The organism is Streptomyces sp. NPDC054794 (assembly GCF_053611585.1).
Map to the genome: position 1 here is coordinate 1 of NZ_JBSHAQ010000088.1, position 24,879 is coordinate 24,879.

At 70.6% G+C, this 24,879-nt stretch carries 20 protein-coding genes and 1 pseudogene; 10 read left to right on the forward strand and 11 right to left on the reverse strand.

The genetic code is table 11. The features are described from left to right. Window positions 1–307 precede the first annotated feature (307 nt). The 5 genes from rlmN to ACWGKT_RS45670 all read left to right on the forward strand — a co-directional run bounded on the left by rlmN (window position 308) and on the right by ACWGKT_RS45670 (window position 6,244). Window positions 308–1,414, forward strand: a complete 1,107-nt coding sequence (rlmN, locus tag ACWGKT_RS45650; protein WP_356147092.1) for a 23S rRNA (adenine(2503)-C(2))-methyltransferase RlmN — start codon at window positions 308–310, stop codon at window positions 1,412–1,414. A 223-nt stretch (window positions 1,415–1,637) separates the two neighbouring features. Next, the gene (locus tag ACWGKT_RS45655; RefSeq protein WP_453278367.1) at window positions 1,638–2,756 is read left to right on the forward strand and encodes a thiamine ABC transporter substrate-binding protein; all 1,119 of its coding nucleotides are present in this window, start codon (window positions 1,638–1,640) and stop codon (window positions 2,754–2,756) included. Window positions 2,757–2,773: 17 nt separating this feature from the next. Further along, on the forward strand, window positions 2,774–4,402 hold the full coding sequence (locus tag ACWGKT_RS45660; protein ID WP_453278368.1) for an ABC transporter permease: 1,629 nt from the start codon (window positions 2,774–2,776) through the stop codon (window positions 4,400–4,402). Beyond that, window positions 4,402–5,424, forward strand: coding sequence for an ABC transporter ATP-binding protein (locus tag ACWGKT_RS45665; protein ID WP_453278369.1), 1,023 nt, complete (start codon window positions 4,402–4,404; stop codon window positions 5,422–5,424). The genes ACWGKT_RS45660 and ACWGKT_RS45665 overlap by 1 nt, the downstream gene beginning before the upstream one ends. Before the next feature lie 25 nt (window positions 5,425–5,449). After that, complete coding sequence (locus tag ACWGKT_RS45670) at window positions 5,450–6,244, forward strand: maleylpyruvate isomerase family mycothiol-dependent enzyme (protein ID WP_453278370.1); 795 nt, start codon at window positions 5,450–5,452, stop codon at window positions 6,242–6,244. Between the two features lie 60 nt (window positions 6,245–6,304). Here the strand turns inward: ACWGKT_RS45670 and ACWGKT_RS45675 are convergent, their stop codons facing one another. The 7 genes from ACWGKT_RS45675 to ACWGKT_RS45705 form a co-directional block, all read right to left on the reverse strand. Next, a complete protein-coding gene (locus ACWGKT_RS45675; RefSeq protein ID WP_453278371.1) occupies window positions 6,305–7,000 on the reverse strand; it encodes an LAETG motif-containing sortase-dependent surface protein in 696 nt (231 codons plus the stop codon). Window positions 7,001–7,159: 159 nt separating this feature from the next. Beyond that, entirely contained in the window at window positions 7,160–8,284 is a 1,125-nt protein-coding gene (locus ACWGKT_RS45680; protein WP_453278372.1) for an LOG family protein, read from the reverse strand. A gap of 37 nt (window positions 8,285–8,321) precedes the next feature. Next, complete coding sequence (locus ACWGKT_RS45685) at window positions 8,322–8,729, reverse strand: VOC family protein (RefSeq protein WP_453278373.1); 408 nt, start codon at window positions 8,727–8,729, stop codon at window positions 8,322–8,324. 95 nt (window positions 8,730–8,824) lie between these two features. After that, on the reverse strand, window positions 8,825–10,411 hold the full coding sequence (locus ACWGKT_RS45690) for a hypothetical protein (RefSeq protein WP_453278374.1): 1,587 nt from the start codon (window positions 10,409–10,411) through the stop codon (window positions 8,825–8,827). Further along, on the reverse strand, window positions 10,393–11,133 hold the full coding sequence (locus ACWGKT_RS45695; protein ID WP_356147115.1) for an ABC transporter ATP-binding protein: 741 nt from the start codon (window positions 11,131–11,133) through the stop codon (window positions 10,393–10,395). The genes ACWGKT_RS45690 and ACWGKT_RS45695 overlap by 19 nt, the downstream gene beginning before the upstream one ends. Before the next feature lie 199 nt (window positions 11,134–11,332). Continuing rightward, on the reverse strand, window positions 11,333–12,697 hold the full coding sequence (locus tag ACWGKT_RS45700) for an aspartate aminotransferase family protein (protein WP_453278375.1): 1,365 nt from the start codon (window positions 12,695–12,697) through the stop codon (window positions 11,333–11,335). 2 nt (window positions 12,698–12,699) lie between these two features. Then, complete coding sequence (locus ACWGKT_RS45705; RefSeq protein ID WP_235457831.1) at window positions 12,700–13,218, reverse strand: Lrp/AsnC family transcriptional regulator; 519 nt, start codon at window positions 13,216–13,218, stop codon at window positions 12,700–12,702. Between the two features lie 177 nt (window positions 13,219–13,395). Between ACWGKT_RS45705 and ACWGKT_RS45710 the strand changes: the two genes are divergently transcribed. Both ACWGKT_RS45710 and ACWGKT_RS45715 read left to right on the forward strand, forming a co-directional pair. Next, a complete protein-coding gene (locus tag ACWGKT_RS45710) occupies window positions 13,396–14,835 on the forward strand; it encodes a gamma-aminobutyraldehyde dehydrogenase (RefSeq protein WP_453278376.1) in 1,440 nt (479 codons plus the stop codon). A gap of 215 nt (window positions 14,836–15,050) precedes the next feature. After that, entirely contained in the window at window positions 15,051–16,238 is a 1,188-nt protein-coding gene (locus tag ACWGKT_RS45715; protein ID WP_453278377.1) for an extracellular solute-binding protein, read from the forward strand. Window positions 16,239–16,776: 538 nt separating this feature from the next. Here the strand turns inward: ACWGKT_RS45715 and ACWGKT_RS45720 are convergent. The 3 genes and pseudogenes from ACWGKT_RS45720 to ACWGKT_RS45730 form a co-directional block, all read right to left on the reverse strand. Next, entirely contained in the window at window positions 16,777–18,954 is a 2,178-nt protein-coding gene (locus tag ACWGKT_RS45720; protein WP_453278378.1) for an FUSC family protein, read from the reverse strand. A 433-nt stretch (window positions 18,955–19,387) separates the two neighbouring features. Next, a pseudogene (locus ACWGKT_RS45725) lies at window positions 19,388–20,562 on the reverse strand (glutathione-independent formaldehyde dehydrogenase). Between the two features lie 297 nt (window positions 20,563–20,859). Then, a complete protein-coding gene (locus tag ACWGKT_RS45730; RefSeq protein WP_453278379.1) occupies window positions 20,860–21,984 on the reverse strand; it encodes a hypothetical protein in 1,125 nt (374 codons plus the stop codon). 574 nt (window positions 21,985–22,558) lie between these two features. On the opposite strand from ACWGKT_RS45730, the gene ACWGKT_RS45735 reads away from it, so the two are divergent. After that, window positions 22,559–23,008, forward strand: coding sequence for a DUF6192 family protein (locus tag ACWGKT_RS45735; RefSeq protein WP_453278380.1), 450 nt, complete (start codon window positions 22,559–22,561; stop codon window positions 23,006–23,008). Window positions 23,009–23,060: 52 nt separating this feature from the next. Here the strand turns inward: ACWGKT_RS45735 and ACWGKT_RS45740 are convergent, their stop codons facing one another. Next, entirely contained in the window at window positions 23,061–23,717 is a 657-nt protein-coding gene (locus ACWGKT_RS45740; protein ID WP_453278381.1) for a type III effector protein, read from the reverse strand. Window positions 23,718–23,844: 127 nt separating this feature from the next. Here ACWGKT_RS45740 and ACWGKT_RS45745 point away from each other — a divergent pair, with 127 nt between their 5' ends. Both ACWGKT_RS45745 and ACWGKT_RS45750 read left to right on the forward strand, forming a co-directional pair. Continuing rightward, window positions 23,845–24,276, forward strand: coding sequence for an Hsp20/alpha crystallin family protein (locus tag ACWGKT_RS45745; RefSeq protein ID WP_453278382.1), 432 nt, complete (start codon window positions 23,845–23,847; stop codon window positions 24,274–24,276). Between the two features lie 105 nt (window positions 24,277–24,381). Next, the gene (locus tag ACWGKT_RS45750) at window positions 24,382–24,777 is read left to right on the forward strand and encodes a DUF2267 domain-containing protein (RefSeq protein WP_453278383.1); all 396 of its coding nucleotides are present in this window, start codon (window positions 24,382–24,384) and stop codon (window positions 24,775–24,777) included. Window positions 24,778–24,879 lie beyond the last annotated feature (102 nt).

Consider the following 24,879-nt stretch of genomic DNA (forward strand, 5'->3'; position numbering starts at 1 on the left):
CCTTCGGTGCGCTGAGTCGCTGACCTGCGGTGATCAAACTCCGATGACACAAACTCGCGTCCGTCAAAGTCCGATGGCAAACGGTCAAGATCCAGTGGCACGGCACACCGGCGATAGCTGCACCCCGGTTCGCCTCGGCGAGGGAGAGGGGCGCTACCAGCGCAGACGTCCCCGCGGGTGCACGCCGGCTGGGCCGTCTGTGGGCCGTCCGAGGGGGGCCCAGGACAACCATGGACGACCAGTGACGACCCCCGCGCACGGCTGACCCCGCAGGTCACCCATTTGGATCTGCGACACTGATACAGCCATGCCTAAGCCCGGAGAACTCACTTTCGTAGCGCCGCGCGGTGCCAAATTGCCGCCGCGGCATCTTGCCGATCTCTCGCCTGCGGAGCGTAAGGAAGCCGTTGCCGCGATCGGTGAGAAGCCGTTTCGTGCCAAGCAGCTGTCCCAGCACTACTTCGCGCGGTACGCGCACGACCCGGCGCAGTGGACCGACATCCCGGCCGGTTCGCGCGCCAAGCTGCAGGAGGCGCTGCTTCCTGAGCTCATGACGGTCGTGCGGCATCTGTCGACCGACCAGGGGACCACCCGCAAGACGCTGTGGCGGCTGTTCGACGGGACGCTCGTCGAGTCGGTGCTGATGCGGTACCCCGACCGGGTGACGATGTGCATCAGCTCGCAGGCCGGATGCGGGATGAACTGTCCCTTCTGCGCCACCGGGCAGGCGGGGCTCGACCGGAATCTGTCCACCGCCGAGATCGTCCACCAGATCGTGGACGGGATGCGGGCGCTGCGCGACGGCGAGGTGCCCGGCGGCCAGGCCCGGCTGTCCAACATCGTGTTCATGGGCATGGGCGAGCCGCTCGCCAACTACAAGCGCGTCGTCGGCGCCATCCGCGCGCTCACCGACCCTGAGCCGGACGGGCTCGGGCTGTCGCAGCGCGGGATCACAGTGTCGACCGTCGGGCTGGTGCCGGCCATCCACCGGTTCGCCGACGAGGGCTTCAAGTGCCGCCTCGCGATCTCCCTGCACGCGCCGGACGACGAGCTGCGCGACACCCTCGTCCCCGTGAACACGCGGTGGAAGGTGCGCGAGGTGCTGGACGCCGGATTCGAGTACTCCGCCAAGTCCGGGCGCCGGCTGTCCATCGAGTACGCGCTGATCCGGGACATCAACGACCAGGCCTGGCGCGGCGACCGGCTCGGCCGGCTGCTCAGGGGCAAGCCCGTGCACGTCAACCTCATCCCGCTGAACCCGACGCCGGGCTCCAAGTGGACCGCGTCGCGGCCCGAGGACGAGAAGGCGTTCGTCGAGGCGATCGCCGCGCACGGCGTGCCGGTCACCGTCCGGGACACCCGTGGTCAGGAGATCGACGGTGCCTGTGGTCAGCTCGCGGCCACCGAGCGGTAATCTGACCCGGTCAGTACATCTTCATATTCCGACAGGGGAGCGCCACAGCGCTGAGAGTGCGGCAACCGGGCCGCAGACCCTCTGAACCTCGCCCAGGTCATTCTGGGTAGGAAGTTCGGTCATTACTCAAGCTGTTGCGCCCTGCCCGGGCACCGGCGGAATCCTCCGCGCGGTTCCCGGGCGGGGCCGCGTCTCTTCCTGGTCAACCCCAGGAGGAAATCCAGTGCACCACAAGACCCTCGTGGCCGTCGCCGCCGGGCTCGGTCTCCTCACGCTGTCCTCGCTGACCGCGTGCGGCTCGTCCGACGGCAAGGCCTCGACGGACTCCAAGACCATCACCCTCGTCAGCCACGACTCGTGGGCCGTCTCGAAGAGCGTGCTCAAGGACTTCGAGAAGCGGTCCGGCTACAAGGTCAAGGTTCTCAACGACGGCGACGCCGGCCAGGCCGTCAACAAGGCGATCCTGACCAAGGACAACCCGCAGGGCGACGTCTTCTTCGGCGTCGACAACACCCTGCTGTCGCGCGCCCTCGACAACGGGCTGTTCCAGCCGTACGAGGCCAAGGGGCTCGGCACGGTCGGTGCCGAGTACCAACTGGACAAGGGCAAGCACCGGGTCACGCCCATCGACTACGGCGACATCTGCGTCAACTACGACAAGGCGTACTTCAGCAAGCACAAGCTGACCCCGCCGCAGTCCCTCGACGACCTGGTCAAGCCCGAGTACAAGAACCTCCTCGTCACCGAGAACGCGTCCACGTCCTCGCCCGGCCTCGGCTTCCTGCTCGGCAGCGCCGCGCGGTACGGCGATGGGGGCACCTCCCGCTCGAGCGAAGCCGAGAGTGGGGGAGGTTGGCAGGACTACTGGAAGAAGCTGAAGGCCAACGGCGTCAAGGTCGTCGACGGCTGGGAGCAGGCGTACAGCGACGAGTTCTCCGGGTCGGCCGGAGGCAGGAAGGCGCACGGCGACCGGCCGCTCGTCGTGTCGTACGCCTCCTCCCCGCCCGCCGAGGTCATCTACGCGAAGCCGAAGCCCGACACGGCCCCGACCGGAGTGTCGTACGGCACCTGCTTCCGGCAGATCGAGTTCGCCGGGCTGCTGAGCAACGCGAAGAACACCGAGGGCGGCAAGGCGCTCATCGACTTCCTGGTCTCCAAGGAGTTCCAGGAGGACATGCCGCTCAACATGTACGTCTACCCGGTGGTGCAAGGCGCGAAGGCGCCCGCCGAGTTCACGAAGTACGGGGCTGCCGCCAAGGACCCCGAGACCATGGCCCCCGACAAGATCGCCGCCAACCGCGACCAGTGGGTCAAGTCGTGGACCTCGCTCGTACTGAAGTAGCCCCCCGCAAGGGGCGCATGGGGGACGCGGCACGGCTCGCGCTGCTGGCCGGGCCGGTCGCGTTCTTCGCGCTGTTCTTCGCCTACCCCGTCGCCGCGATCGTCGCCCGCGGGCTGAAGGTCGACGGGGTCTGGCGGTTCGGGCGGATCACGGACGTACTCGCGCAGTCCGACATCCGGCACGTCCTGTGGTTCACCACCTGGCAGGCGCTCGCCTCCACCGCGCTCACCCTGCTGATCGCGCTGCCCGCCGCGTATGTCTTCGCCCGCCTCGACTTCCCGGGCAAGAACGTGCTGCGGGCCGTCGTCACCGTCCCTTTCGTGCTGCCGACCGTGGTCGTCGGTACGGCGTTCCTCGCACTGGTCGGCCGCGGCGGGCTGCTCGACGACCTGTGGGGCGTACGGCTGGACACCACCGTGTGGGCGATCCTGCTGGCGCACGTCTTCTTCAACTACGCGGTCGTCGTACGGACGGTGGGCGGGCTGTGGTCGCAGCTCGATCCGCGTCAGGAGGAGGCCGCGCGGATGCTGGGCGCCTCGTCCCTGGCGGCCTGGCGCAAGGTCACGCTCCCGGCGCTCGCCCCCGCCGTGGCCGCCGCCGCGCTGATGGTGTTCCTGTTCACCTTCACCTCCTTCGGCGTGGTGCAGATCCTCGGCGGGCCCACGTTCTCCACCCTCGAAGTGGAGATCTACCGGCAGACCTCCGAGATCTTCGACCTCTCCACGGCCGCGGTCCTCACCCTCGTCCAGTTCGTCGCGGTCGGCGTGATCCTCGTCGTGCACGCCTGGACGGTACGGCGCCGTGAGACCGCGCTGCGGCTGGTGGACGCGTCGGTGACGGCGCGCCGGCCGCGCGGGCCGGGGCAGTGGGCGTTGCTGGCGGGTGTCCTCGCCACCATCGCCGTCCTTCTGCTGCTGCCGCTCGCCGTGCTGGTGCAGCGCTCGCTCGACGCCCCGGGCTTCGGCTACTACCGGGCACTGACCAGCGAGGACGGCGGTACGTTCCTGGTGGCGCCGATCGCCGCGGTCGGGAACTCCCTCCAGTACGCCGTCGCCGCCACCGCCATCGCCGTACTGATCGGCGCTCTCGCGGCCGCCGCGCTCGCCCGGCGTGACGCGGGACGCCTGGTGCGCGGCTTCGACGCGCTGCTGATGCTGCCCCTCGGCGTGTCCGCGGTGACCGTCGGCTTCGGCTTCCTCATCGCGCTCGACGAACCCCCGCTGGACCTGCGGCAGTCCTGGATCCTCGTACCGCTCGCGCAGGCGCTGGTCGGCGTGCCCTTCGTGGTGCGGACCATGCTGCCCGTGCTGCGCGCGGTGGACGTACGGCTGCGCGAGGCGGCGGCCGTGCTCGGGGCGTCGCCGTGGCGGGTGTGGCGGGAGGTGGACCTGCCGCTGGTGCGGCGGGCGCTGCTGATCGCGGCCGGGTTCGCCTTCGCCGTGTCGCTGGGGGAGTTCGGGGCGACCGTGTTCATCGCGCGGCCCGACAGCCCGACGCTGCCCGTCGCGGTGGCGCGGCTCCTCGGGCGGCCCGGTGATCTCAACTACGGGCAGGCGATGGCCCTGTCGACGATTCTGATGGTGGTGTGCGCCGTGGCGCTGCTGGTCCTTGAGCGGCTGCGCACCGACCGGACCGGGGAGTTCTGATGCTGCTGAGCCTTCAGGCCGCGACCGTACGGTTCGGCGGGCGGGCCGTGCTCGACGCCGTGGACCTCGCTGTCGCCGAGCACGAGATCGTGTGCGTGCTCGGGCCCAGCGGCAGCGGCAAGTCGACGCTGCTGCGGGCGGTGGCCGGGCTCCAGCCCCTCGACGCCGGGCGCGTCGCGCTCGGCGGACGCGACCAGGCGGGCGTGCCCGCGCATCGGCGCGGGGTCGGGCTGATGTTCCAGGACCATCAGCTCTTCCCGCAGCGGGACGTGGGCGGCAACGTGGCGTTCGGGCTGCGCATGCGCGGCGCGGACAAGAAGGAACAGGGCGCCGAGGTACAGGAGTTGCTGGAGCTCGTGGGGCTGCCGGGCGCCGCCCGCCGGGCCGTCGCCGGGCTCTCCGGCGGTGAGCAGCAGCGGGTGGCGCTGGCCCGGGCCCTCGCGCCCCGGCCCCGGCTGCTGATGCTGGACGAGCCGCTCGGCCAGCTCGACCGCTCGCTGCGCGAGCGGCTCGTCGTCGAACTCCGTGAGCTGTTCGGCCGGTTGGGCACCACCGTGCTGGCCGTGACGCACGACCAGGGCGAGGCGTTCGCGCTCGCCGACCGGGTCGTGGTGATGCGGGACGGGCGGATCGCTCAGTCCGGTACGCCCCTTGAGGTATGGCAGCGCCCCGCGGACGAGTTCGTGGCCCGCTTCCTCGGCTTCGACAACGTGGTGCCGGCGACGGTCGCGGGAGCGGCCGCGGTCACCCCTTGGGGCAAGCTCCCGGTACCCGAGGACGCGCCGCAGGGGACGCGCTCGCTGCTCGTACGGCCCGCCGGGGTGCGGCTCGTGGCGGCCGCCGAGGGCCTGCGCTGCACCGTGACCGCCCGCACCTTCAAGGGCACCCATGTCGCCGTCCACCTCAGGCCCGAGGACGGCGGCCCGCGACTGGAGGCGGCGTGCGCGCTGCGGGCGGCGCCGGAGGTCGGGCAGGAGACCGGAGTGGAGTTCGACTCGACCGAAATCGTCGTGCTCGGCTGATCACCTCCCCCCTAGGGTGAGGGCCATGACGCGACTCGCACATGACCGTTACTGCGACGAAATCGCCCACCAGGTGAGGCAGCTGCGGGACGTGGTGACCTCCGGCGCCGACCTCACCGCGACCGTGCCGACTTGTCCGGACTGGTCGCTGGAGCAGCTCGTCCGGCACGAGGGTGGAGCCCTGCGCTGGGTGAACGCCCTCGTCAGCAGCCGTGCGGAGAAGAACATCCCGTACGAGGAGATCCCGCTCGCCGGTGGACCCGAGAAACAGGGCGACCCCGCCGCGCTGGACGCCTGGCTCGCCGAGACCGGGGACCTGGTGGTCGGCGCGTTGCGGGAGGCCGGGCCGGACACGAAGGTGTGGGGCTGGCTCGGGGACCTCAGCTCCGGCTTCTGGGCCCGCCGTATGGCGCACGAGATCACCATCCACCGCGCGGACGCCACCCTCGCCGCCGGGCTGCCCTATGAGGTGGCGGCCGAGGTCGCCGTCGACACGCTCGACGAGTGGCTGGAGATCGCCGAATGGGCCACGCGGCGCGAGGGTGAGGCGGCGGAGCTGCTGGCCGGGCCCACCCGCAGCATCCACCTCCACGCCACCGACACCGCCCCCGAGCTGAACGCCGAATGGATCGTCGAGTTCGGTGAGGGCGGCCTCGGCTGGCGCCGCGGACACGAGAAGGCGACGGTCGCTCTGCGCGGCCCGCTCACCCCGGTCCTGCTCGCCTTCTACCGCCGCCTTCCGCTGGACGCCCCGGAGCTGGAGATCCTCGGCGACCGGAAGGTGCTGGAGTCCTGGCTGGAGCGGGCGTCGTTCGGCTGAACGGCCGCGGCCCGCCCCCGGATACGGGGACGGGCCACGACGGTGTACGGAAGTGGGGCGTCAGCTGCCGCTCTTCGAGCCACGACGGCGCATGCCGAAGAACACGGCGCCACCGCCGACGACGACCAGGGCGCCCGCGATACCGGCGATCAGACCGGTGTTGGAGTTCGCACCGGTCTCGGCGAGGTTCGAGTCACCGGCCGCCGGGGACGGCGCGTTGCTGGAGGTCTCCGCCGGCGCCGTGCTGGTGCTCTCGGAGCCCGACGGGGTCGGGGTCTCGGACGCGGGCGGGGTCGACTCGGGCTTCGACGGTGACGGGGTGGCCGACGGGGTCGGGGTCGGGGTGTCCTCGGTCTTGCAGGCCGTGGACGGCGTGGTCACGTTCGGGGTGATGTCCTTGTCGACCTGGTTGCCGGCCTTGACGTGGACCCGGTACGTCGCGTTCGGCTTCCAGTCCTCCGAGAAGGACACGGTGGTGCCCTTCTTGGAGCCCTTGATCTCCTGCGGCTCACCGACCTGCTTCGCGTCGGCGCCGTTGTTCTCGAGGAACACGGTGATCGTGGCCGGCGTGCCGGAGGGGTCCTTGTCGGTGACGACGATGGCGCCCTTGCTGCCGTCGCACGTGGCTTCGGCGGAGAACTCACGGATGTTGCACGCGAGCGCGGTGTTGGTGACACCCAGCACGAGCGCCACGGAGGCGGAGGCGACACCCAGGATGCGCACGGAACGGCGTGCGTTGCGGCGAGTTATGGACACGTTTGTCCTTTACAGAGTGCAAACTGCGGGGGGTAGGGGAGCGGATGAGGCAACGGTGAGGTGAGGCCTCACCACCCCCAGGAGACTCACAGGTCTATAAGCGCTTCGTAAGAAGTGTCAATGCATATGCGGTCCACGGGCGTTGGCTTTGCCCGCTTATTAACTGCCGAGACGTTTCAACGCGTCGGAAGCCTCCTCGATCCGGTCAACCAGGGCGATTCGGTTCTCCATCGAACGCTCGCGCGCCAGGGACTGGAGCAGGGGCCAGGCCGGCAGCCGCCGGGTCCAGTGCTCCCGGTCCACGAGGACCATCGGCGTGGGCTCGCCCCGCGACTCGTAGTAGTTGGGAGTCGCGTTGTCGAAGATCTCCTGTACGGTCCCGGCGGCGCCCGGCAGGAACACCACGCCCGCGGTGGAGCGGGCCAACAGGCCATCCTCGCGCAGGGCGTTGGCGAAGTACTTGGCGATGTGCGCGGCGAAGGCGTTCGGCGGCTCGTGGCCGTAGAACCAGGTGGGGATGCTCACCGACGGGCCGCCGTCCGGCCAGCGCTCGCGCACCTCGAAGGCGGCGTGCGCCCAGTCGGTGACGGACGGCCGGAAGCCGGGTGCCTTGGCGAGGAGCCGCAGCGCCTCGGTCAGCATCCCGTCGTCGAACGGGGCCGCGTACGCGCCGAGGTTGGCGGCCTCCATGGCGCCCGGACCGCCGCCGGTGGCCACCGTCAGCCCGGCGCGGGCCAGTTCGCGGCCGAGGCGCGCGGCGCCGGCGTACTCCTGCGTCCCGCGCGCCATGGCGTGCCCGCCCATGACGCCCACCACCCGCGCGCCGACGAGGAGTTCGTCGAGGGCGTCGGAGACGGCGTCGTCGTGGACCGCGCGGAGCATGGAGGAGAAGACGTCCCCGTCGGCCTTGGTCTGCTGGAACCAGGCGTACGCGCGGGCGTCCGGGGTGGCCTCGTACCCCTCGTCGAGCGAGGCGAACAACTCGTCGGGGCTGTAGACGAAACCGCGGTAGGGGTCGAAGGGCAGGCCCGGGACGGGCGGGAAGACCAGGGCGCCGGCCGCGCGCACCTTGGCGGCTGCCTCGGGGTCCATGGGGCAGCCGAGGAAGACGGCACCGGTGGAGTCGACGTCGAGGAGCACGTCCGTACGGTCCGTCAGATCGACGGCCTGGACACGGAATCGGGCGAGTGAGCCGTGCTCGGCGGCGACCTCGTCGAACTCGGCGAGCGACTCTATCTCGCGGTCGTGGGCGGCTCGGTTGGGCTGGGCGGGTGTCGGATGCACCCGCCCATGCTAGGCAGCGCCGTAAGCCCGTTCGGGGTCAGCCCTGGACCGCCGCCGGGTCCATCCACACGACCTCCCAGGTGTGCCCGTCGAGGTCGTCGAAGGCGCGGCCGTACATGAAGCCCTGGTCCTGGGTCTCGCCGGTGGCCGTGCCGCCCGCCGCGATCGCCTTGTCGACCAGCTCGTCGACCTTCTCGCGGCTCTCGGCGCTCAGACAGATCAGGACCTCGCTGGTCTTGGTGGAGTCGGCGATCTCCTTCTTCGTGAAGTCGGCGTAGCGCGACTTGCTGAGCAGCATCGCGACGATGGTGTCGCTGATCACGACGCAGGCGTTTTCGTCGCTGCTGAACTGGGGGTTGATCGTGTAGCCGAGCTCGGTGAAGAACTTCTTCGACGCCTCGACGTCGTCGGTGGCCAGGTTCACGAAGATCATCTGCTGGTACATGCGGGCCTCTCCCTCGGGTTCGTGCTGTTCGGTGGGGTAGACCTCAGCCCGTCGGAGAACTCATCGGCGGCCGGAGATTTTTCTCGGGAAGATGTTCAGCCGGACAGCGGGAGTGCGGCAAGGTCCGCGATCACCAGCGTGAGCGGGCCGAACACGGCGAGCAGGGCGGCCGCGCGCAGGGCCGCGGCGGCGCGCAGCATCGTGGCGGGGGCGCCGAGGCGGAGCAGGGCGGCGGTGGTGTCGGCGCGGGACTGCCGGGTCTCGACGGCCACCGTGAGGAGCGTGCCGAGGACGCAGCCGACGACCAGCAGCGCGCCGAGGGTGGCGAGCGGGCCGTAGGACGGGGTGGAGTCGGCGTACGGGTCGGTCATCGCGTACGCGGCGGACGCGACCGCGCAGAGGACCCCGAGCGGGCGGCCGAGGCGCGGTGCCTCCGCCATCAGGACACGGCCGGCGAGCAGCCGCAGGGCCGCCGGGCGCACGGCCTGGAGGAGGCGGCCGGTCAGGTGGGTGAGGCCGGGGGCGGCCAGGACCAGGCCGAAGGCGGTCAGCAGCCAGCCGACGAGCACTCCGGTGGGGCCGACGGCACCGTCGGCGCCGGGGAGCGCGGAGACCGGACCGGTCGCGGAACGGCTCGCGTACGCCTCCACGGCGAGACCGGCGGCCAGCACGGCGATGCCCCAGGGGAGGCCGTTCGGAGGCGTGCGGGGGTCGGGCGCGTCGAAGGCACGGGCCCAGTCGGCCTCGGGGGCCGGGGCGTGGAGCTCGACGAGGTCGTCCGCGCTCGGGCCGTGCGGGTCGGCGAGATCGTCCGCGCTCGGGGTGTGGGGGTCACCGAGGTCGTCCGGGATCTGCGCGTGGGTGTCACCGAGGTCGTCCGGGATCTGCGCGTGAGGGTCGCCGAGGCGTTCGCGTGCCCCTGCGAACGGGTCGGCGAGCCGCTCACGGGCCGGTGCCTGCGGGGCGTCGAGGAGGTCCGTGCTCCGTGCCTGGGAGGTGCCCGCGCGGTCCGGGGGCGGTGTGGTGCCGTCCGCCGGGCCCGGCACGGTGGCCCGGACCGGTCGGCGGGCGCCGAAGCGGCCGTACGCGCCGAAGGTGTCGCGCGGTGTCGTGCGGGCGCGGGCGCCGAAGCGGCCGTACAGGCGGGAGCCGCCCTTGGGGGCCGGGCGGGGGTCCCGGGGGCGCAGCGAGAGGGCCACGGCGGTGGAGGCGATGACCGGGAGCACGGCCAGCAGGGTGAGCGCGGCCGGCAGGGGCAGGGGCTGGTCCGCGGCCAGGAAGTCGGCGGCCGCGCGGTCGAAGGGCAGGCCCGTCAGGTCGCCCCGCAGGTGGAGGAAGACGAGGAGCGCCAGCATCGAGCCCAGGACGGTGGACAGGGCCGTGGTGAGGGCGGAGATCCCCATCAGGCGGCCCGGGCCCAGGCCGAAGGCGGACAGGCCGGGGCGGGGCTTGGTGGCGGGGTCGGTGCGGGCGACCGCCAGCGCGAAGTAGACCGTGGCGGCCAGCGGGGCCGCGCACCAGGCCAGGCGCAGGGCCGAGGCCGCCGGTGTCTCGGGGTGGTCCAGCGCGTAGCCGAGGGTGCTCAGCAGGAGGAAGCCCGTGCCCGCCGCGGCGACCGTCACCAGAAGGCGGCGGACGTGGACCGCGGGGCGGGCGAGGCGGGTCAGACGGAGAGCGAGCACGCGGCCCGGCCTTCCGTCTCCGGGACCGGGGGCAGATGCACCGTGTTCACGCACCGCCCGTCCAGCAGGGACACCGTGCGGTCGGCCAGGGCCGCGGTGTCGGCGTCGTGCGTGGCCAGGATCACCGTGATGCCGTGCGAGCGGGCGGCCGTCGTCAGCGTGCGCAGGACGTGGGCGCGGTCGGCGCGGTGCAGGGGAGCCGTCGGCTCGTCCGCGAAGAGCACCGTCGGCGCGGGGGCGAGGGCACGGGCGATGCAGACGCGCTGGCGTTCGGCCTGGAGCAGCTCCTGCGGGCGCTTGCGGGCCTTGTCGCCGACGTCGAGGCGCTCCAGCCATTCCAGGGCGGCCGTCTTGGCCCGGCGGCGGCCGGTGCCGCGCAGCATCAGGGGCAGGGCGGCGTTCTCCCACACGTTCAGCTCGGGTACGAGCACCGGCGCCGGGTCGATCCAGCCGAAGCGGTCGCGGCGCATGCGTTCCCGGACGAGGGGGCCCATGGTGTGCACGGGAACGCTGTTGAACCAGACCTCGCCGCTCTGCGCCGGCACCAGGCCGGACAGGCAGCGCAGGAGGGTGGACTTGCCGCTGCCGCGCGGGCCGCTGACGGCGAGGATCTCGGCCTCCCGCACGCCGAGCGAGACACCGGCGAGCGCGGGCGAGCCGTCCTGGTGTCGGAAGTGCAGGGAGCGTGCCCAGAGCACATCGTTGTCCGGCGGGGCCTCCATGGGCGTACACCTCGGTTCGGATCGGAAAAGCCGTGCGCGATTCGCGAAATCCCCCGTGCGGGGGAACGAAGGCGGGGCCGATCGGTCACTGGCACGCTAGGCAGGCCACGGCGGGAGGCCGGACAGCACACGGCCCCGGGCCGCCCTTTCTCACTCGAATGGGCGGCCCGGGGCCGGAACCGGTCACAGCGTCAGCTGATCACAGCTTCGTCCACGCCTCCGTCAGCGTCGCGCGCAGGATCTGCTCGATCTCGTCGAACGTGTCCTGGTTGGAGATCAGCGGCGGGGCGAGCTGGATGACCGGGTCACCACGGTCGTCGGCACGGCAGTACAGGCCGTTCTCGAAGAGCGCCTTCGAGAGGAAGCCGTACAGGACGCGCTCGGTCTCCTCGTCGTTGAAGGACTCCTTGGTGTGCTTGTCCTTGACCAGCTCGATGCCGTAGAAGAAGCCGTTGCCGCGGACGTCGCCGACGATCGGCAGGTCGTGCAGCTTCTGCAGCGTCGACAGGAACGCGCCCTCGTTGTCCAGCACGTGCTGGTTGAGGCCCTCGCGCTCGAACAGGTCCAGGTTCGCCAGGCCCACCGCGGCCGACACCGGGTGGCCGCCGAAGGTGTAGCCGTGCAGGAAGGTGTTGTCGCCCTTGTAGAACGGCTCGGCGATCCGGTCGGAGACCACGCAGGCGCCGATCGGGGAGTAGCCCGAGGTCATGCCCTTGGCGCAGGTGATCATGTCCGGGACGTAGCCGAACTTGTCGCAGGCGAACATCGTGCCCAGGCGGCCGAAGGCGCAGATGACCTCGTCCGACACGAGCAGCACGTCGTACTTGTCGCAGATCTCGCGGACCCGCTGGAAGTAGCCGGGCGGCGGCGGGAAGCAGCCACCGGCGTTCTGCACCGGCTCCAGGAAGACCGCGGCGACGGTGTCCGGGCCCTCGAAGAGGATCTCCTGCTCGATCTGGTCGGCGGCCCAGCGGCCGAAGGCCTCGGGGTCGTCGCCGAAGATCGGGGCGCGGTAGATGTTGGTGTTCGGCACCTTGTGCGCACCCGGCACCAGCGGCTCGAAGGGGGCCTTCAGACCCGGCAGGCCGGTGATCGACAGGGCGCCCTGCGGGGTGCCGTGGTAGGCGACCGCACGGGAGATGACCTTGTACTTGGTCGGCTTGCCGGTGAGCTTGAAGTACTGCTTGGCGAGCTTCCAGGCGGTCTCGACCGCCTCACCGCCACCGGTGGTGAAGAAGACCTTGTTCAGGTCGCCCGGAGCGTAGTCGGCGATGCGCTCGGCCAGCTCCACGGCCTTCGGGTGGGCGTAGGACCACACCGGGAAGAACGCCAGCTCCTGGGCCTGCTTGGAGGCGGTCTCGGCGAGCTCCGTGCGGCCGTGACCTGCCTGGACCACGAACAGACCCGCGAGACCGTCCAGGTAGCGCTTGCCCTTGTCGTCGTAGATGTAGGTTCCCTCGCCACGGACGATCGTGGGAACGGGGGAGTTCTCGTACGAGGACATGCGGGTGAAGTGCATCCACAGGTGGTCGTACGCGGTCTTGCTGAGGTCCTTCTGGGTCACGGTTATCGGGTTCCCCACATGTAGGTCTGCTTCTTGAGCTTCAGGTAGACGAAGCTCTCGGTGGAGCGCACGCCGGGCAGCGCCCGGATGCGTTTGTTGATGACGTCCAGCAGGTGGTCGTCGTCCTCGCAGACGATCTCGGCGAGGATGTCGAACGAGCCCGCGGCCATCACCACGTACTCGACTTCCGACATGGCGCTCAGCGCGTCCGCGATCGACTCGACATCGCCCTCGACGTTGATGCCGACCATCGCCTGCCGGCGAAAGCCCACGGTGAGCGGGTCCGTGACGGCGACGATCTGCATGACGCCCTGGTCCAGCAGCTTCTGGACGCGCTGGCGCACGGCCGCCTCGGAGAGCCCGACGGCCTTGCCGATCGCGGCGTACGGCCGGCGGCCGTCCTCCTGGAGCTGCTGAATGATGGCGAGGGAGACGGCATCCAGCTGGTGGTTGCCGTTCCTGGACTCGCGGGGCGAGTCCCTCTGGTCTGCGCTTCGACTGGCCACGGCCTCACTGTGCACGACGTCTCGACAGTTCCGCAAGGCCGAAGCGATGAAATTCGTTGTTTGCGTGACCCGGTCCTGCGGATTTCGCAGCCTTGATGGGATCAGGGGTGTTGAAAACGTGGGGTCTCGGACTAGTGTGTGTGTCTCAGTGACTGGACAAACCCGCACCCCGAACACCTTGGAGGGCCGGCAGTGAGCACCGAGCTGCGTCGTCTGCGCAACTACATCGACGGTGAGTTCCGGGACGCCGCCGACGGACGGACCACCGAGGTGGTCAACCCCGCGACCGGCGAGGCCTACGCGACCGCCCCGCTGTCCGGTGAGACGGACGTCGACGCCGCCATGGCGGCCGCCGCCGCGGCCTTCCCGGCCTGGCGCGACACGACGCCCGCCGAGCGGCAGAAGGCCCTCCTGAAGATCGCCGACGCGTTCGAGGAGCGCGCCGAGGAACTCATCGCGGCGGAGGTGGAGAACACGGGCAAGCCGGTCGGCCTGACCCGCTCCGAGGAGATCCCGCCGATGGTCGACCAGATCCGCTTCTTCGCGGGCGCGGCGCGCATGCTGGAGGGCCGCTCCGCCGGTGAGTACATGGAGGGCATGACCTCCATGATCCGCCGCGAGCCGGTCGGCGTCTGCGCGCAGGTCGCGCCGTGGAACTACCCGATGATGATGGCGGTGTGGAAGTTCGCCCCGGCGATCGCCGCCGGCAACACGGTCGTGCTGAAGCCCTCGGACACGACCCCCGCCTCCACCGTCCTGATGGCCGACATCATCGGCTCGATCCTGCCCAAGGGCGTCTTCAACGTCATCTGCGGTGACCGTGAAACCGGTCGCGCGATGGTCGAGCACCCGACCCCGGCGATGGCCTCCATCACCGGCTCCGTGCGCGCCGGCATGTCGGTCGCCGAGTCCGCGTCCAAGGACCTCAAGCGCGTCCACCTGGAGCTGGGCGGCAAGGCGCCGGTCGTCGTCTTCGAGGACACCGACATCGCCAAGGCCGTCGAGGACATCTCCGTGGCGGGCTTCTTCAACGCCGGCCAGGACTGCACCGCCGCCACCCGCGTGCTCGTCCAGGAGTCCATCCACGACGAGTTCGTCGCCGCGCTGGCCAAGGCCGCCGCCGAGACGAAGACCGGCCAGCCGGACGACGAGGACGTGCTCTACGGCCCGCTGAACAACCCGAACCAGCTCAAGCAGGTCTCCGGCTTCATCGAGCGCCTGCCCGCGCACGCCAAGGTCGAGGCCGGCGGCCACCAGGTCGGCGACAAGGGCTACTTCTACGCCCCGACCGTCGTCTCGGGCCTCAAGCAGGACGACGAGATCATCCAGAAGGAGGTCTTCGGCCCGGTCATCACCGTCCAGTCCTTCTCGGACGAGGGCCAGGCCGTCGAGTGGGCCAACGGCGTCGAGTACGCCCTGGCCTCCTCCGTGTGGACCAAGGACCACGCCCGCGCCATGCGGATGTCCAAGATTCTGGACTTCGGCTGCGTGTGGATCAACACCCACATCCCGCTGGTCGCCGAGATGCCGCACGGCGGCTTCAAGAAGTCCGGCTACGGCAAGGACCTGTCGGGCTACGGCTTCGACGACTACACCCGCATCAAGCACGTCATGACGTCCCTCGACGGCTGACGCACCGCACGCGCGGCCCCGGACGGAGGACGGTCCGTCCGGGGCCGCGGCGTTTTTTGCCGGAGGCCGGCGCCCCGTGACCGACATCCAGGCCGCAACCGACCGCAACTGACCTACGCGCGGCCGCCATTGATCGACAAGGTGTCGGTTACCGCCGGACCCGCTCGACGCAGCGTCGATTGTCCGGCCACAGCGGCGAAAGGCATGCTTCGCGAATGGCCCAGACTCCTTCCCACCTCGTCTCCCGCCGTTCCCTGCTGCGCGCGCTGGGCGGCACCGCCGCGCTCGGGGCGCTCGCCGGCTGCGGGGTGCCCGCCGCCTACGTGCGGCCCGGCGACCGTGCCGTCGCGGACCTGTCCGCCACCGACAAGAGGCTGGCCTGGGCGAACTGGCCGCTGTACATCGACACCGACGACGACAACCCGAACAAGCGGCCCACGCTGGAAGCCTTCGAGAAGCGCACGGGCATCTCCGTCGACTACGTCGAGGAGATCAACGACAACGACGAGTTCTTCGGCAAGATCAGCCCCGCGCTGATGAACCACCAGTCGACGGGCCGCGACCTGATCGTCATGAGCGACTGGATGTGCGCGCGGTTCGTGCGGCTGGGCTGGGTGCAGCGGATGGACCGTGCCCGCCAGCCGAACGTGGCGAAGTACCTCGACCCCCTGCTCCGTTCACCGGCCTTCGACCCCGGCCGCAGGTGCACGGTGCCGTGGCAGTCGGGCATCACGGGCATCGCGTACAACCACCGCAAGCTCGGCCGCGAGATCCGCCGGGTCTCCGACCTGTGGGCGGACGACCTCAAGGGCCGCGTGACCCTGCTGTCCGGCCTCGACGAGGCGTTCGCGCTGCTGATGCAGGGCAACGGCGTCGACATCACCAAGTGGACGGCGGACGACTTCCACCAGGTGTGCGACCAGGTGGAGAAGGAGGTCCGCCGGGGCCAGATCCGCCGCTTCACCGGCAACGACTACACCAAGGACCTGGTCAGCGGCGACGTACTGGCCTGCCAGGCCTACTCCGGCGACGTGATCCAGCTCCAGGCCGACAACCCCGACATCCGCTTCGTCGTCCCCGAGGAGGGCGCCGAACTCTGGTCGGACTCCCTGATGATCCCCAACCGGGCCCGCCACAAGGCCAACGCCGAGCGCCTGATCGACTACTACTACGAGCCCGAGGTCGCCGCGGAGCTCGCCGCCTGGGTCAACTACGTCTGCCCGGTCCCGGCCGCCCGGGAGGTCCTGGCCGCCTCCAAGGACGCGGACACCGCCGCCCTCGCCGACAACCCCCTGATCTTCCCGGACGACACGATGCGCAGACACCTCGCCATCGCCCGGGACATCACCTCCACGGAACGGGTGGAGTTCGCCCAGCGGTGGAACAAGATCGTGGGATTGTAGGCCGGTTGCCGTGAGCTCGTGTGACCAAGCATTTTAGTTGGTCGGACCATGGCCGCGCTGACGTCGATGTTCAAGGATCTTTCTGCATCGCAGGCCTTTGGCAGGAGTGAGGCGTAGCCGATCGAGGCGTTGTCGGAGAGCGCGCCGGGGTGTCCGGGCCGAACCGTGGGATGCCGTTGCACAGGGCGAGCCAGTGGCTTGGGGGCAGCTGCCACCCCGCCGTCATCTGCCGTCGACGAGCGTAGTTGACGGGGCGTCGGTTTCATCCAGGTGGTGGGCGATGCGCTGGACGCCACATTCGAATTCCGTCCAGAGGCCTGCCTCGTTCAGCTGTTCGGGAGGGCCGGCAAGGAGCCGTCGGCAAGGGCTCGGTGGTGCGGGCGTTTCCCGTAGACGATCCACGGCCGGGAGTTCCTCTTCCCCACGACCGGACCAACGAGCAGCCAGGCACCCCGGTCCCGCCGTGTGGCGGCGCCCGACGCGGCGGGGAGACTGCTTGCCGCTCCAGGAGGCGAGGCGCTCCCCGTGGCCGACTTCGTCACCCACCCCGGTGCGCGGGTCCTGATCCGTCACCTTCCGCCGCCACGGCGGCCCGCACCCGCTGCTCCTCGCGAGCAGAGCCGACGTCCCGTTCCAGGAGTGTGCGGCTCACGGCTGTCGCGAGGTCTTCCAAGGCCCGTTTTTGCAGTTCCGCCTCGCGCCGCACGACCGGGCTCCCATTGCCGGCGGCGGCGTTCTCCCACGCGTGGAGTGCCTCCTCCACGCGTCCCCAGTCCGGATTCCTGTGCTCGCGCACGGCGACTGCTGCCTTCGCGGTGTCCGTCTCCAGGGCCTCGGCGAACCGCTCCGCCTCGGGGACGGCACGGCTGTCGGCCCGCGGGATGTGGCTCTCCATGAGCATCGCCGCGCGGCCGAACCTCTTGAGCGCCTCCTGTGCCTCCTGTGCCTCGCGTGACGTCAGCCCCCTGGGGCGGACGGGTTCCTGCCTTGCCCGGTCGTATGCCTCCTGCCAGGCGGCACGTGCCTCCCTGCTCGCCAGCAGTGCCCTGCGCATGTCGGCGTGATGCTCCCGGGTCGGTTCGGCGTAGTCGCGGAGCACCGCGGCCGCGTAGCGGCCGTTGGCGGCGAGCCAGTCCGCGAGCCGGCTCGGCAGCCGGGGTGTCTCCCATGCGGGGAACACCACGTACGCCAGCATCGCCAGGGCCCCGCCGAGCAGGGTGAGCACTACCCGCTCCGGGACTGTCTGCTTCCATGCCTGGCCGCCCATGCCGAGCAGGAAGACGACGTACGCGGCGGTGAAGCACTGGGAGTAGGCGTAGCCGGTACGGTTCAGCATGTACGACAGGCCCGCCGAGACCACCGCCAGGGCGCCGAACACATGGGCGTCCGGGCCCAGGGCCCGCACCATCCCGGTGGCGAGCGCGACCCCCGCCAGGGTCCCGGCGAGACGGGCCACCGCACGCGCGTACGTCTGGTGGAAGTCCGGCCGCATCACCATCACCGAGGCGATGGGCGCCCAGTAGCCGTGGCCCAGGGGTAGCCGGGCGGCGATCAGATAGCCGAGCGTGGCCACCGCCGCCAGGCGGACGGCGTGCCGGAACACGGGCGAGTCCCGGCGGAGCTCGCGGCGGACCGCCCGGACGACGACCGGGACCAGCCGGAGCATTGTCGGGCGCACCAGGAACTGGGCGCCCGCGGGGCCGGGCGGCGTGGGCGTCCTCCCGAGCGCGCAGCCGCTCCCGGCGATCTCCAACGCCTCACCGAGCAGTTCCACGAGCCGCTCGGCGGCCTGCCGCGCGGGGCCCTCCAGCACCTCGTGCTCCTCGTCGACGCGCAGGACGTCCATGCACTCGGGCCGCACCTCGGGGGGAGTGCCGCGTCGGATCGTACGCGCGGCCGCATCCAGGACGTCGGCGGCCGCGTCGAGCAACTCCCGCGCGCGGTCCCGCCCGGGTCCCTCCGCCGGGGCGCCCACGTCCGGGTCGGCGAGCGCCGCGACCACCGGCCGAATGCGCTCGGCGAGTCCCCGGGGGCCGTGCAGGACGGGGGGACGGGTGCGCGCCTGTGACGGCGTCACGGCAGCCGCGTCCCGGGCCGTCATCAACGGCTCCGGGTCGAACGGGGCGGTCGGGTCGTGCCGCAGCCGGCGGGCGTAGTCCGCCACGGCGGCCAGGGCGTCGGCGAGCGCGTCACGATGCGCCCCCCAACGCCGGACCGGGAACAACAAGATCAGCACGGCCTGTACCACGCCCCCGAGCGCGATGACCCCGGCGTGCTCCAGGGCTCGCCCGACGCTCGTGGGCAAGGTGACGGTCACCAGCATGCTGCCCACGGTCGTCGCTGCGACGATCCCGGCGGTCGATCCGACGGCCCACGCCATTCCCGCGGCAAAGGCCCACACGGCCAGCAGCGGCAGGAACGTCACGAGTCGCCCCGCCGCCAGGTAGCCCACGAAGGTGCTGAGCGCCAGACCCGCGCCCGCGCCGAGCGCGACCACCTTGCGTGGACGCCAGCTGCGCTGGAAGGTGGCCCCACCCGCGGAGTAGGCGCCGAGGGCGGCAGACGCGGCATACGCAGGGGAGACCAGCCACAGCGTCGGCCCGATGACGATCGCCACCCCAGCGGCCGTGCGCAGCGCGAGCAAGGGCTCCAGCCGCGCCTCCTCGATCGTGAGCCCGGATCGCACGACCTCCCCGAAGGCCCGCAGCCACGTCACGGACGTGAGCCTAGCCGGAGCGCCCTGCCGGGTCGCGTCGGCCGCGCCGCCGCTTCCTGTGCGCTGCGGATAGGCGGGCGTACACCCCGGATCGGGTCGAACCCTTACACCACTTCTCGGACGCAACCTGAAATGCCGGAGGCCACTACCGACCTTGACGGAAGTCCTTGCGGACCGACCAAGACGGCAACCATGGCTTTGACTTCAGGAGCGGGTTCAGACCCGGCCTGTCGAGGAGGCGCCCGGCAAGCCGGCTCGGGGGAGGCGTCCGCCATCCGTTGAACCGGGCCGGACGCGGGCGATCGCCCCTGGTCCAGGTCCGACCGGAGAGCAAGCGAAACGCCGTCCGTCAGTCCCGGTGGAGCCGGGGTCGATCGCCACTCGTCGGCCGGACCGGTCCCCGGGAACAGGCGGACGGCGGCCCTCGGGTTCCTTACCGCTTGTGGCCGTTGCCGTGTCTGTTGGGATGCAGGACCACCTTGGTCCAGCCCGCGTCACGGGCGTCGAAGTGCTCGTAGGCGGTGGGGGCCTCGTCCAGGCTGAGCTCGTGGGAGACGACGAAACTCGGCTTCGCCTTCCCGCCGGCGATCAGATCCCGCAGCGCCCGGTTGTACTTCTTCACCGGCGCCTGCCCGGTCCCCATGCGCTGGCCCTTGAACCACATCATGCCGAAGTCGATGGGGACCTTGCCCTGGGCTTCCAGCTCCCCCTGGGCCTCCGCGCCGCCGGGGTCCTGGGGCAGGAACACGCCCACCACGCCGATGTCGCCCGTGAACCTGACCGAGTCGATCAGGCCGTTGAGCGTGAGGCTGGCGTCCTCGTGTCCCTCGGGGTCGTGTGCCTGGTAGCCGACGCATTCGCAGCCGTTGTCGGCGCCCAGACCGAGGGTGGCCTCCTTGACGACCTCCGCCGGGTTCTGCTCGGCGGTGTTGATCGGGACGGCCCCGATCTCCTCCGCCTTGCGCAGCCGGTCGGGCTGGTGGTCGGCCGTCCAGACGCGGCCGGCGCCCTTGAGGAGGGCGGAGTAGGTCGCCATCAGCCCGACGGGACCGGCACCGAAGACGATGGTCTGGTCGCCCGGCTTGACGTGGGCCATCTCGGTGGCGTGATAGCCGGTCGGGAAGATGTCGGCGAGCATCACGTAGTCGGTCTGCCGCTCGGCGGCGTCCTCGCCCAGACGCAGCGCGTTGAAGTCGCCGTAGGGCACACGCAGCAGCTCCGCCTGGCCGCCCTGGTAGGGGCCCATGTCGGCGAATCCGTAGGCGGCTCCCGCGAGGGCCGGTTCCGGCTGCATGGTCAGGCAGTAATTGGTCAGGCCCTGCTCGCACTGTTTGCAGAAGCCGCAGGCGATGTTGAAGGGCAGGACCACGTACTCGCCGACCTGGACCTTGCGGACGGCCGAGCCGACCTCCACCACCTGGCCCATGTTCTCGTGTCCCAGGTGCGGCCGGACTCGAACGAGGTGCGGCCCTCGTACATGTGCAGGTCCGAACCGCAGATGTTGGTGGTGGTGATCTTGACGATGATGTCGCCGGGGTGTTCGATCTTCGCGTCCGGTACGTCCTTCACTGTGACCGTTCGCGGTCCTTCGTATACCGCTGCTTTCATGGTGACTTCCCTTGATGTCGCGGCATGGCGGTGATGGAGAGGGCGCAAAGAGCCTGACTCTCGGAAGTGCTGCGACGGGGTCCGGGGCTCTGGCCCGCCTCCGCGGGCCGTTCACCTGGATCAGATGGAACGGTCGTTCGCCGTCGGCCCGCCAGGCGGAGCTTCGGCGCTCCGGCGGCGTTGCGTCCGGGTCCCCGTCGGTCCCCGAGGCGAAACCACCACGCACCGACCGATCAGCGGAATCTCCGGACCCGGACGACCACCAACCGACGGCACATCTCCGACCGAGGCCACCCGCTAGTCACCGTGGTCGTCCTGCAGCAGCAAGCTGCGACGCTCCTGTTCGCGCTTGGAGTAGGCGGCTGCCCGGATCGCCTCGTCGCTCTCCAGGCCCGATCCCAGCGCGCCGCCCACCGTGGCGACCGAAGCGACGAACCAGGACAAGGTCCAGTACTCCGTGGCGTGCAGCGGGGTTCGTGTCGTGGAAGCGAACAGCCGGTCGTTGAGGATGAACAGCGCCCACACCAGGTTGATGACCACCAGACCCACGTAGCAGACGATCACCCCGATACCCACGGTCACGACCGTCGAGGCGTTGTAGAGAACCGCCTTCTTCCTCGCCTCCGGCGACACCTCATCCGTTCGATGCCACAGGTCCGCGTCCACGATCAGCCAGCCGATCATGAGAGCGACAGACCCGACCATGGCGATCACCAGGCGCGGCGTGCCCAGGGAGGTGGCCAGGTTCCAGATGGTGGAGTTCACGGTGGCGACTGCTCCCGTGGCGAGTGCGGCCGCCAGGGCTTTCGACAAGCCCGGCACCAAGCGCCACGGCCGGTTGGCGCGGACCATACCGAGGAGCACCCTCAGGTAACCGCGCGGCCCACTGACGACGTACCGCAGATCGGCGATCTCCTCCTCACCGACCTGGCCCGGACGGATAGGCGCGAGACGACCGATGAAGGGCCCCCGCAGCGGCTGGCTTCCCAGAGGCCCCTCAGCCTCCGTGGCCTGCGGGCCCGCCAGGCTGAGCACGGCTTCTTCCACGGCCTGCTGGGCCCTCGTCTGCAGCCGGAAGCCCCCCAGCGTGGGAAGAGACAGCAGCGCCAGGCCGTGTTCGTGACTCAGATCCACCACGAGCTTGAGCCCATGCGAGTGCAGCGGAAGGTCGGTGAGGGCCACGACGATGTCCCAGTTCCCCTGACTTCCCCGGTCCATGATCCGGTGCAGCAAGGTCGACGGGTCCTCGGCCCCTGCGGTGAAGGGCTCACTGACCACCTCGACGTCGAACCGTCGTCCCCGGCCTGACCTGTCGGCGAGCCGATCAGGGAGCATCCGGGCCATGCGCTGCGCGATCTCCGTCGGCGCATCCGGATCCGCCAGAAGAGCCACGACCGTAACGTCCTGAGACGACACCCGCATGACTCCTTCTCGTCGGCTGTCCCCGCGATCGCACGTGGCCACAGGATGCCCCCGAGGTAACGCCGACACCCCGTGACACGCTGGCCTCTGCCGGCAGGTGCAGGCGGTACGGTCAGATCTCCTCGTGCTCCCCCGTGCAGGACCTGCTCCACCACCGGGCCACACGGTTGCGTGCGCCACCGCGAACACCAGCTCCGCGCCACCCCGGTCGGCGCCGCACGCCGTGCCACCGGACACCCCGCTTCGGTGTCCTGCCCGGGAGTTACGGCTCGAACCGCTCCCACGGCGCGCCCTGACCAGCGATCCGATGATGGGCCCGATTCGGTTTGGGACGGTCAGTTGCGGTCATTGCTGGTGGTGGATCTCGAACTGGATTGACTCTGGTGGGAGTTGGGCCGGGGTATTGTCGCCGGTGCCGCGAGCGCTACGAGCAGATCATCGCGGCCGACCGGGAACTGGTCGGGCGGATGCAGCGCATTCAGTTCACCATCGGATACCACGCGCTGGAGATCGAGCCGATGCAGCCGGTGGGCGGCGCGCATCCGGACCCGGCGAGGAGCCGTTCGGTGTTGATGTGTCCTTGCAGATGCGTGCCGACGACTCAGGGCTGTCGCTCAGTACGGTCCGCAGCTACCGGTTCGCCGCCCACCGCCGGCCCGAAGGGCGGCGTTGTCACGGTGTCTCCCGCAAGGTCCACTACGTCCTCGCGGGCATCCCGGACGACCAGGTGCGCTTCGAGACGATCGACGCCCCTCAGCTGGACGAACGCGCCCGGGTGCGGCACTGGACGACGGGTCTGGCCAAGAAGCACGTCGAACAGCTCCCGAACCGTCCCGAGACACCCGTGCAGAAGGTCGCGGCCATCCACCGCCTGGCCGACGACGACGCGGTCGCGGCCCAGGTGGCCATATATGTCCTGCGACGTCCAGCGGTCGCGGGGCGCGCGACCGGCCGGTGTACGCGGATACCGCTGGGCGTGCGCCGCTCCGGAGCGCGTGAACGCAGCTGGTGCGTGATGTTCTGAACTGGTTTGCGTGGATCGCTGGTCAGGGGGTCTGCCAGGGGGATGCGTTGCGTCACACCTCTGGGCAGCGGGTGAGGTCAGGGGGTGTGAGGGTGTCGAGTTGTGCTGCGAGGTCGGGGTGGTCGGGGGTGAGGTGGGGGCGGGCGTCGGTGAGGGGGCGGATGAGCTCGGCGGGGTCGTCGTGGGCGAGGGCGGCGTGGAGCCGGCTGAGCGGTTGGCGGGCCGCGGTGGGCAGGTCGGTGAGGGCGGTGATCTGGCCGGCGACGCGGCGCAGGTCGGCTGCGTTGCGGCGGGCCCAGGTGGCGGTGGTGCGCTCGGCGGCGCGGCGATCGCGGGTGGCCTGGACGCGTTGTTCGCCGGTGGTTCCGGCCGGACCGGGCCGGCCGCGCAGGTAGCGGCGCTCGGCGGCCTGCCGGCTGGCGACGCCGAGGGGGTGGGCGAGATCGGCCCAGCTGGCCCCCGCGTGGCGGGCGGTTTCGATCAGGCCGGTTTCCCATCCGGCGAGCTGCTCGCGTACCTGCCGCAGCAGCAGAAGCGAGGCCAGGGCCTGCTCCGGGCCGACATCGCGGGTCTCGCCGGTGCCGGGGACCTGGCGCCGGGCGGCATGCAGGGCGTCCTCTATGGCCTCCAGGGCTGCCGCGGCGGCGAGGAACGACGCCGGGCTTGGAGTGCCGGCGCTGGACGATGCCGGCTGGTCGGCCGTGGTCATGGGCACCTCCCTCAGTTGGTCATCCTTTGGACGACACCATGTTTGTCATCCATTGGATGACATGTTACAACGGTGTCAGTGAGGCGCATTGGCAGCAACTGCCCGAACCTTCTGGAGGTGTTTCCCGATGTTGATGCGCACCGACCCCTTCCGTGAGCTCGACCGGCTCGCCCAGCAGCTGATCGGCCCGGGCACCTGGTCCAGGCCGTCCCCGATGCCGATGGACGCCTACCGCGAGGGCGACCAGTACGTGGTGGCCTTCGACATCCCCGGCGTCACCGCCGAGGCGATCGACATCGACGTCGAACGCAACATGCTGACCGTCAAGGCCGAGCGCCGGCCCGTGACCAAGGCCGACGACGTGCAGATGGAGCTGTCGGAACGGCCGCTGGGCGTCTTCTCCCGCCAGATCGTGCTCGCCGACACGCTGGACACCGAGCACATCCAGGCCGACTACGACGCAGGCGTGCTCACCCTGCGCATCCCGATCGCCGAGCGCGCCAAGCCCCGCAAGATCTCCATCGGCGTCGGAACCGGCCACAAGGAGATCTCCGGCTGAGCCGGACCCGATGAGGGCTGAACAGCGGCGGAGGACGGGCATCCCTCTGATCTCCCCCTCGCCCGTCCTCCGCGCCCCTAGCCTGAAGAAGGGGTGACAGCCGACGTGACAGTGCGACGGGAAGCGTTCCTCGACCATGTGAAGGAACGCGGCGAATACGACACCCTGCACGAAGCCGAACGCGCGGCCCGTGTGGTGCTCGCCCTGCTGGGCGCACACCTGGTCGGCGAGGTACGCGCCCAGCTCGCGGCGCGTCTGCCGGAAGGCTTCGCCCTGATCCTGCTCAACCCGCTGCAGAGCGCCGAGCCGCTACCCCCGGAGCGGTTCGTGCGCGCGGCCGCGGCCTGGATCGAGGGCGCCACCGAACACACCGCGGCCTGGGACGTCAGCGCCGTCCTGTCCACCGTCGCCGACGCCGCCGGCGACGACCTCCTCAAAGAGATCCTGCTCCAGCTCCCCGCGGGCTACGACGTCCTCTTCGGCCGCCCCCAGTACACCTGACCACCCGCCCCCGGTGGCCGCACACCGGCCACCACGACCCTGGTGACAGAAAGGCAACCACCGCAGTGATGTCCGACCAGCGCGCACCGCTCCAGCAGCCCT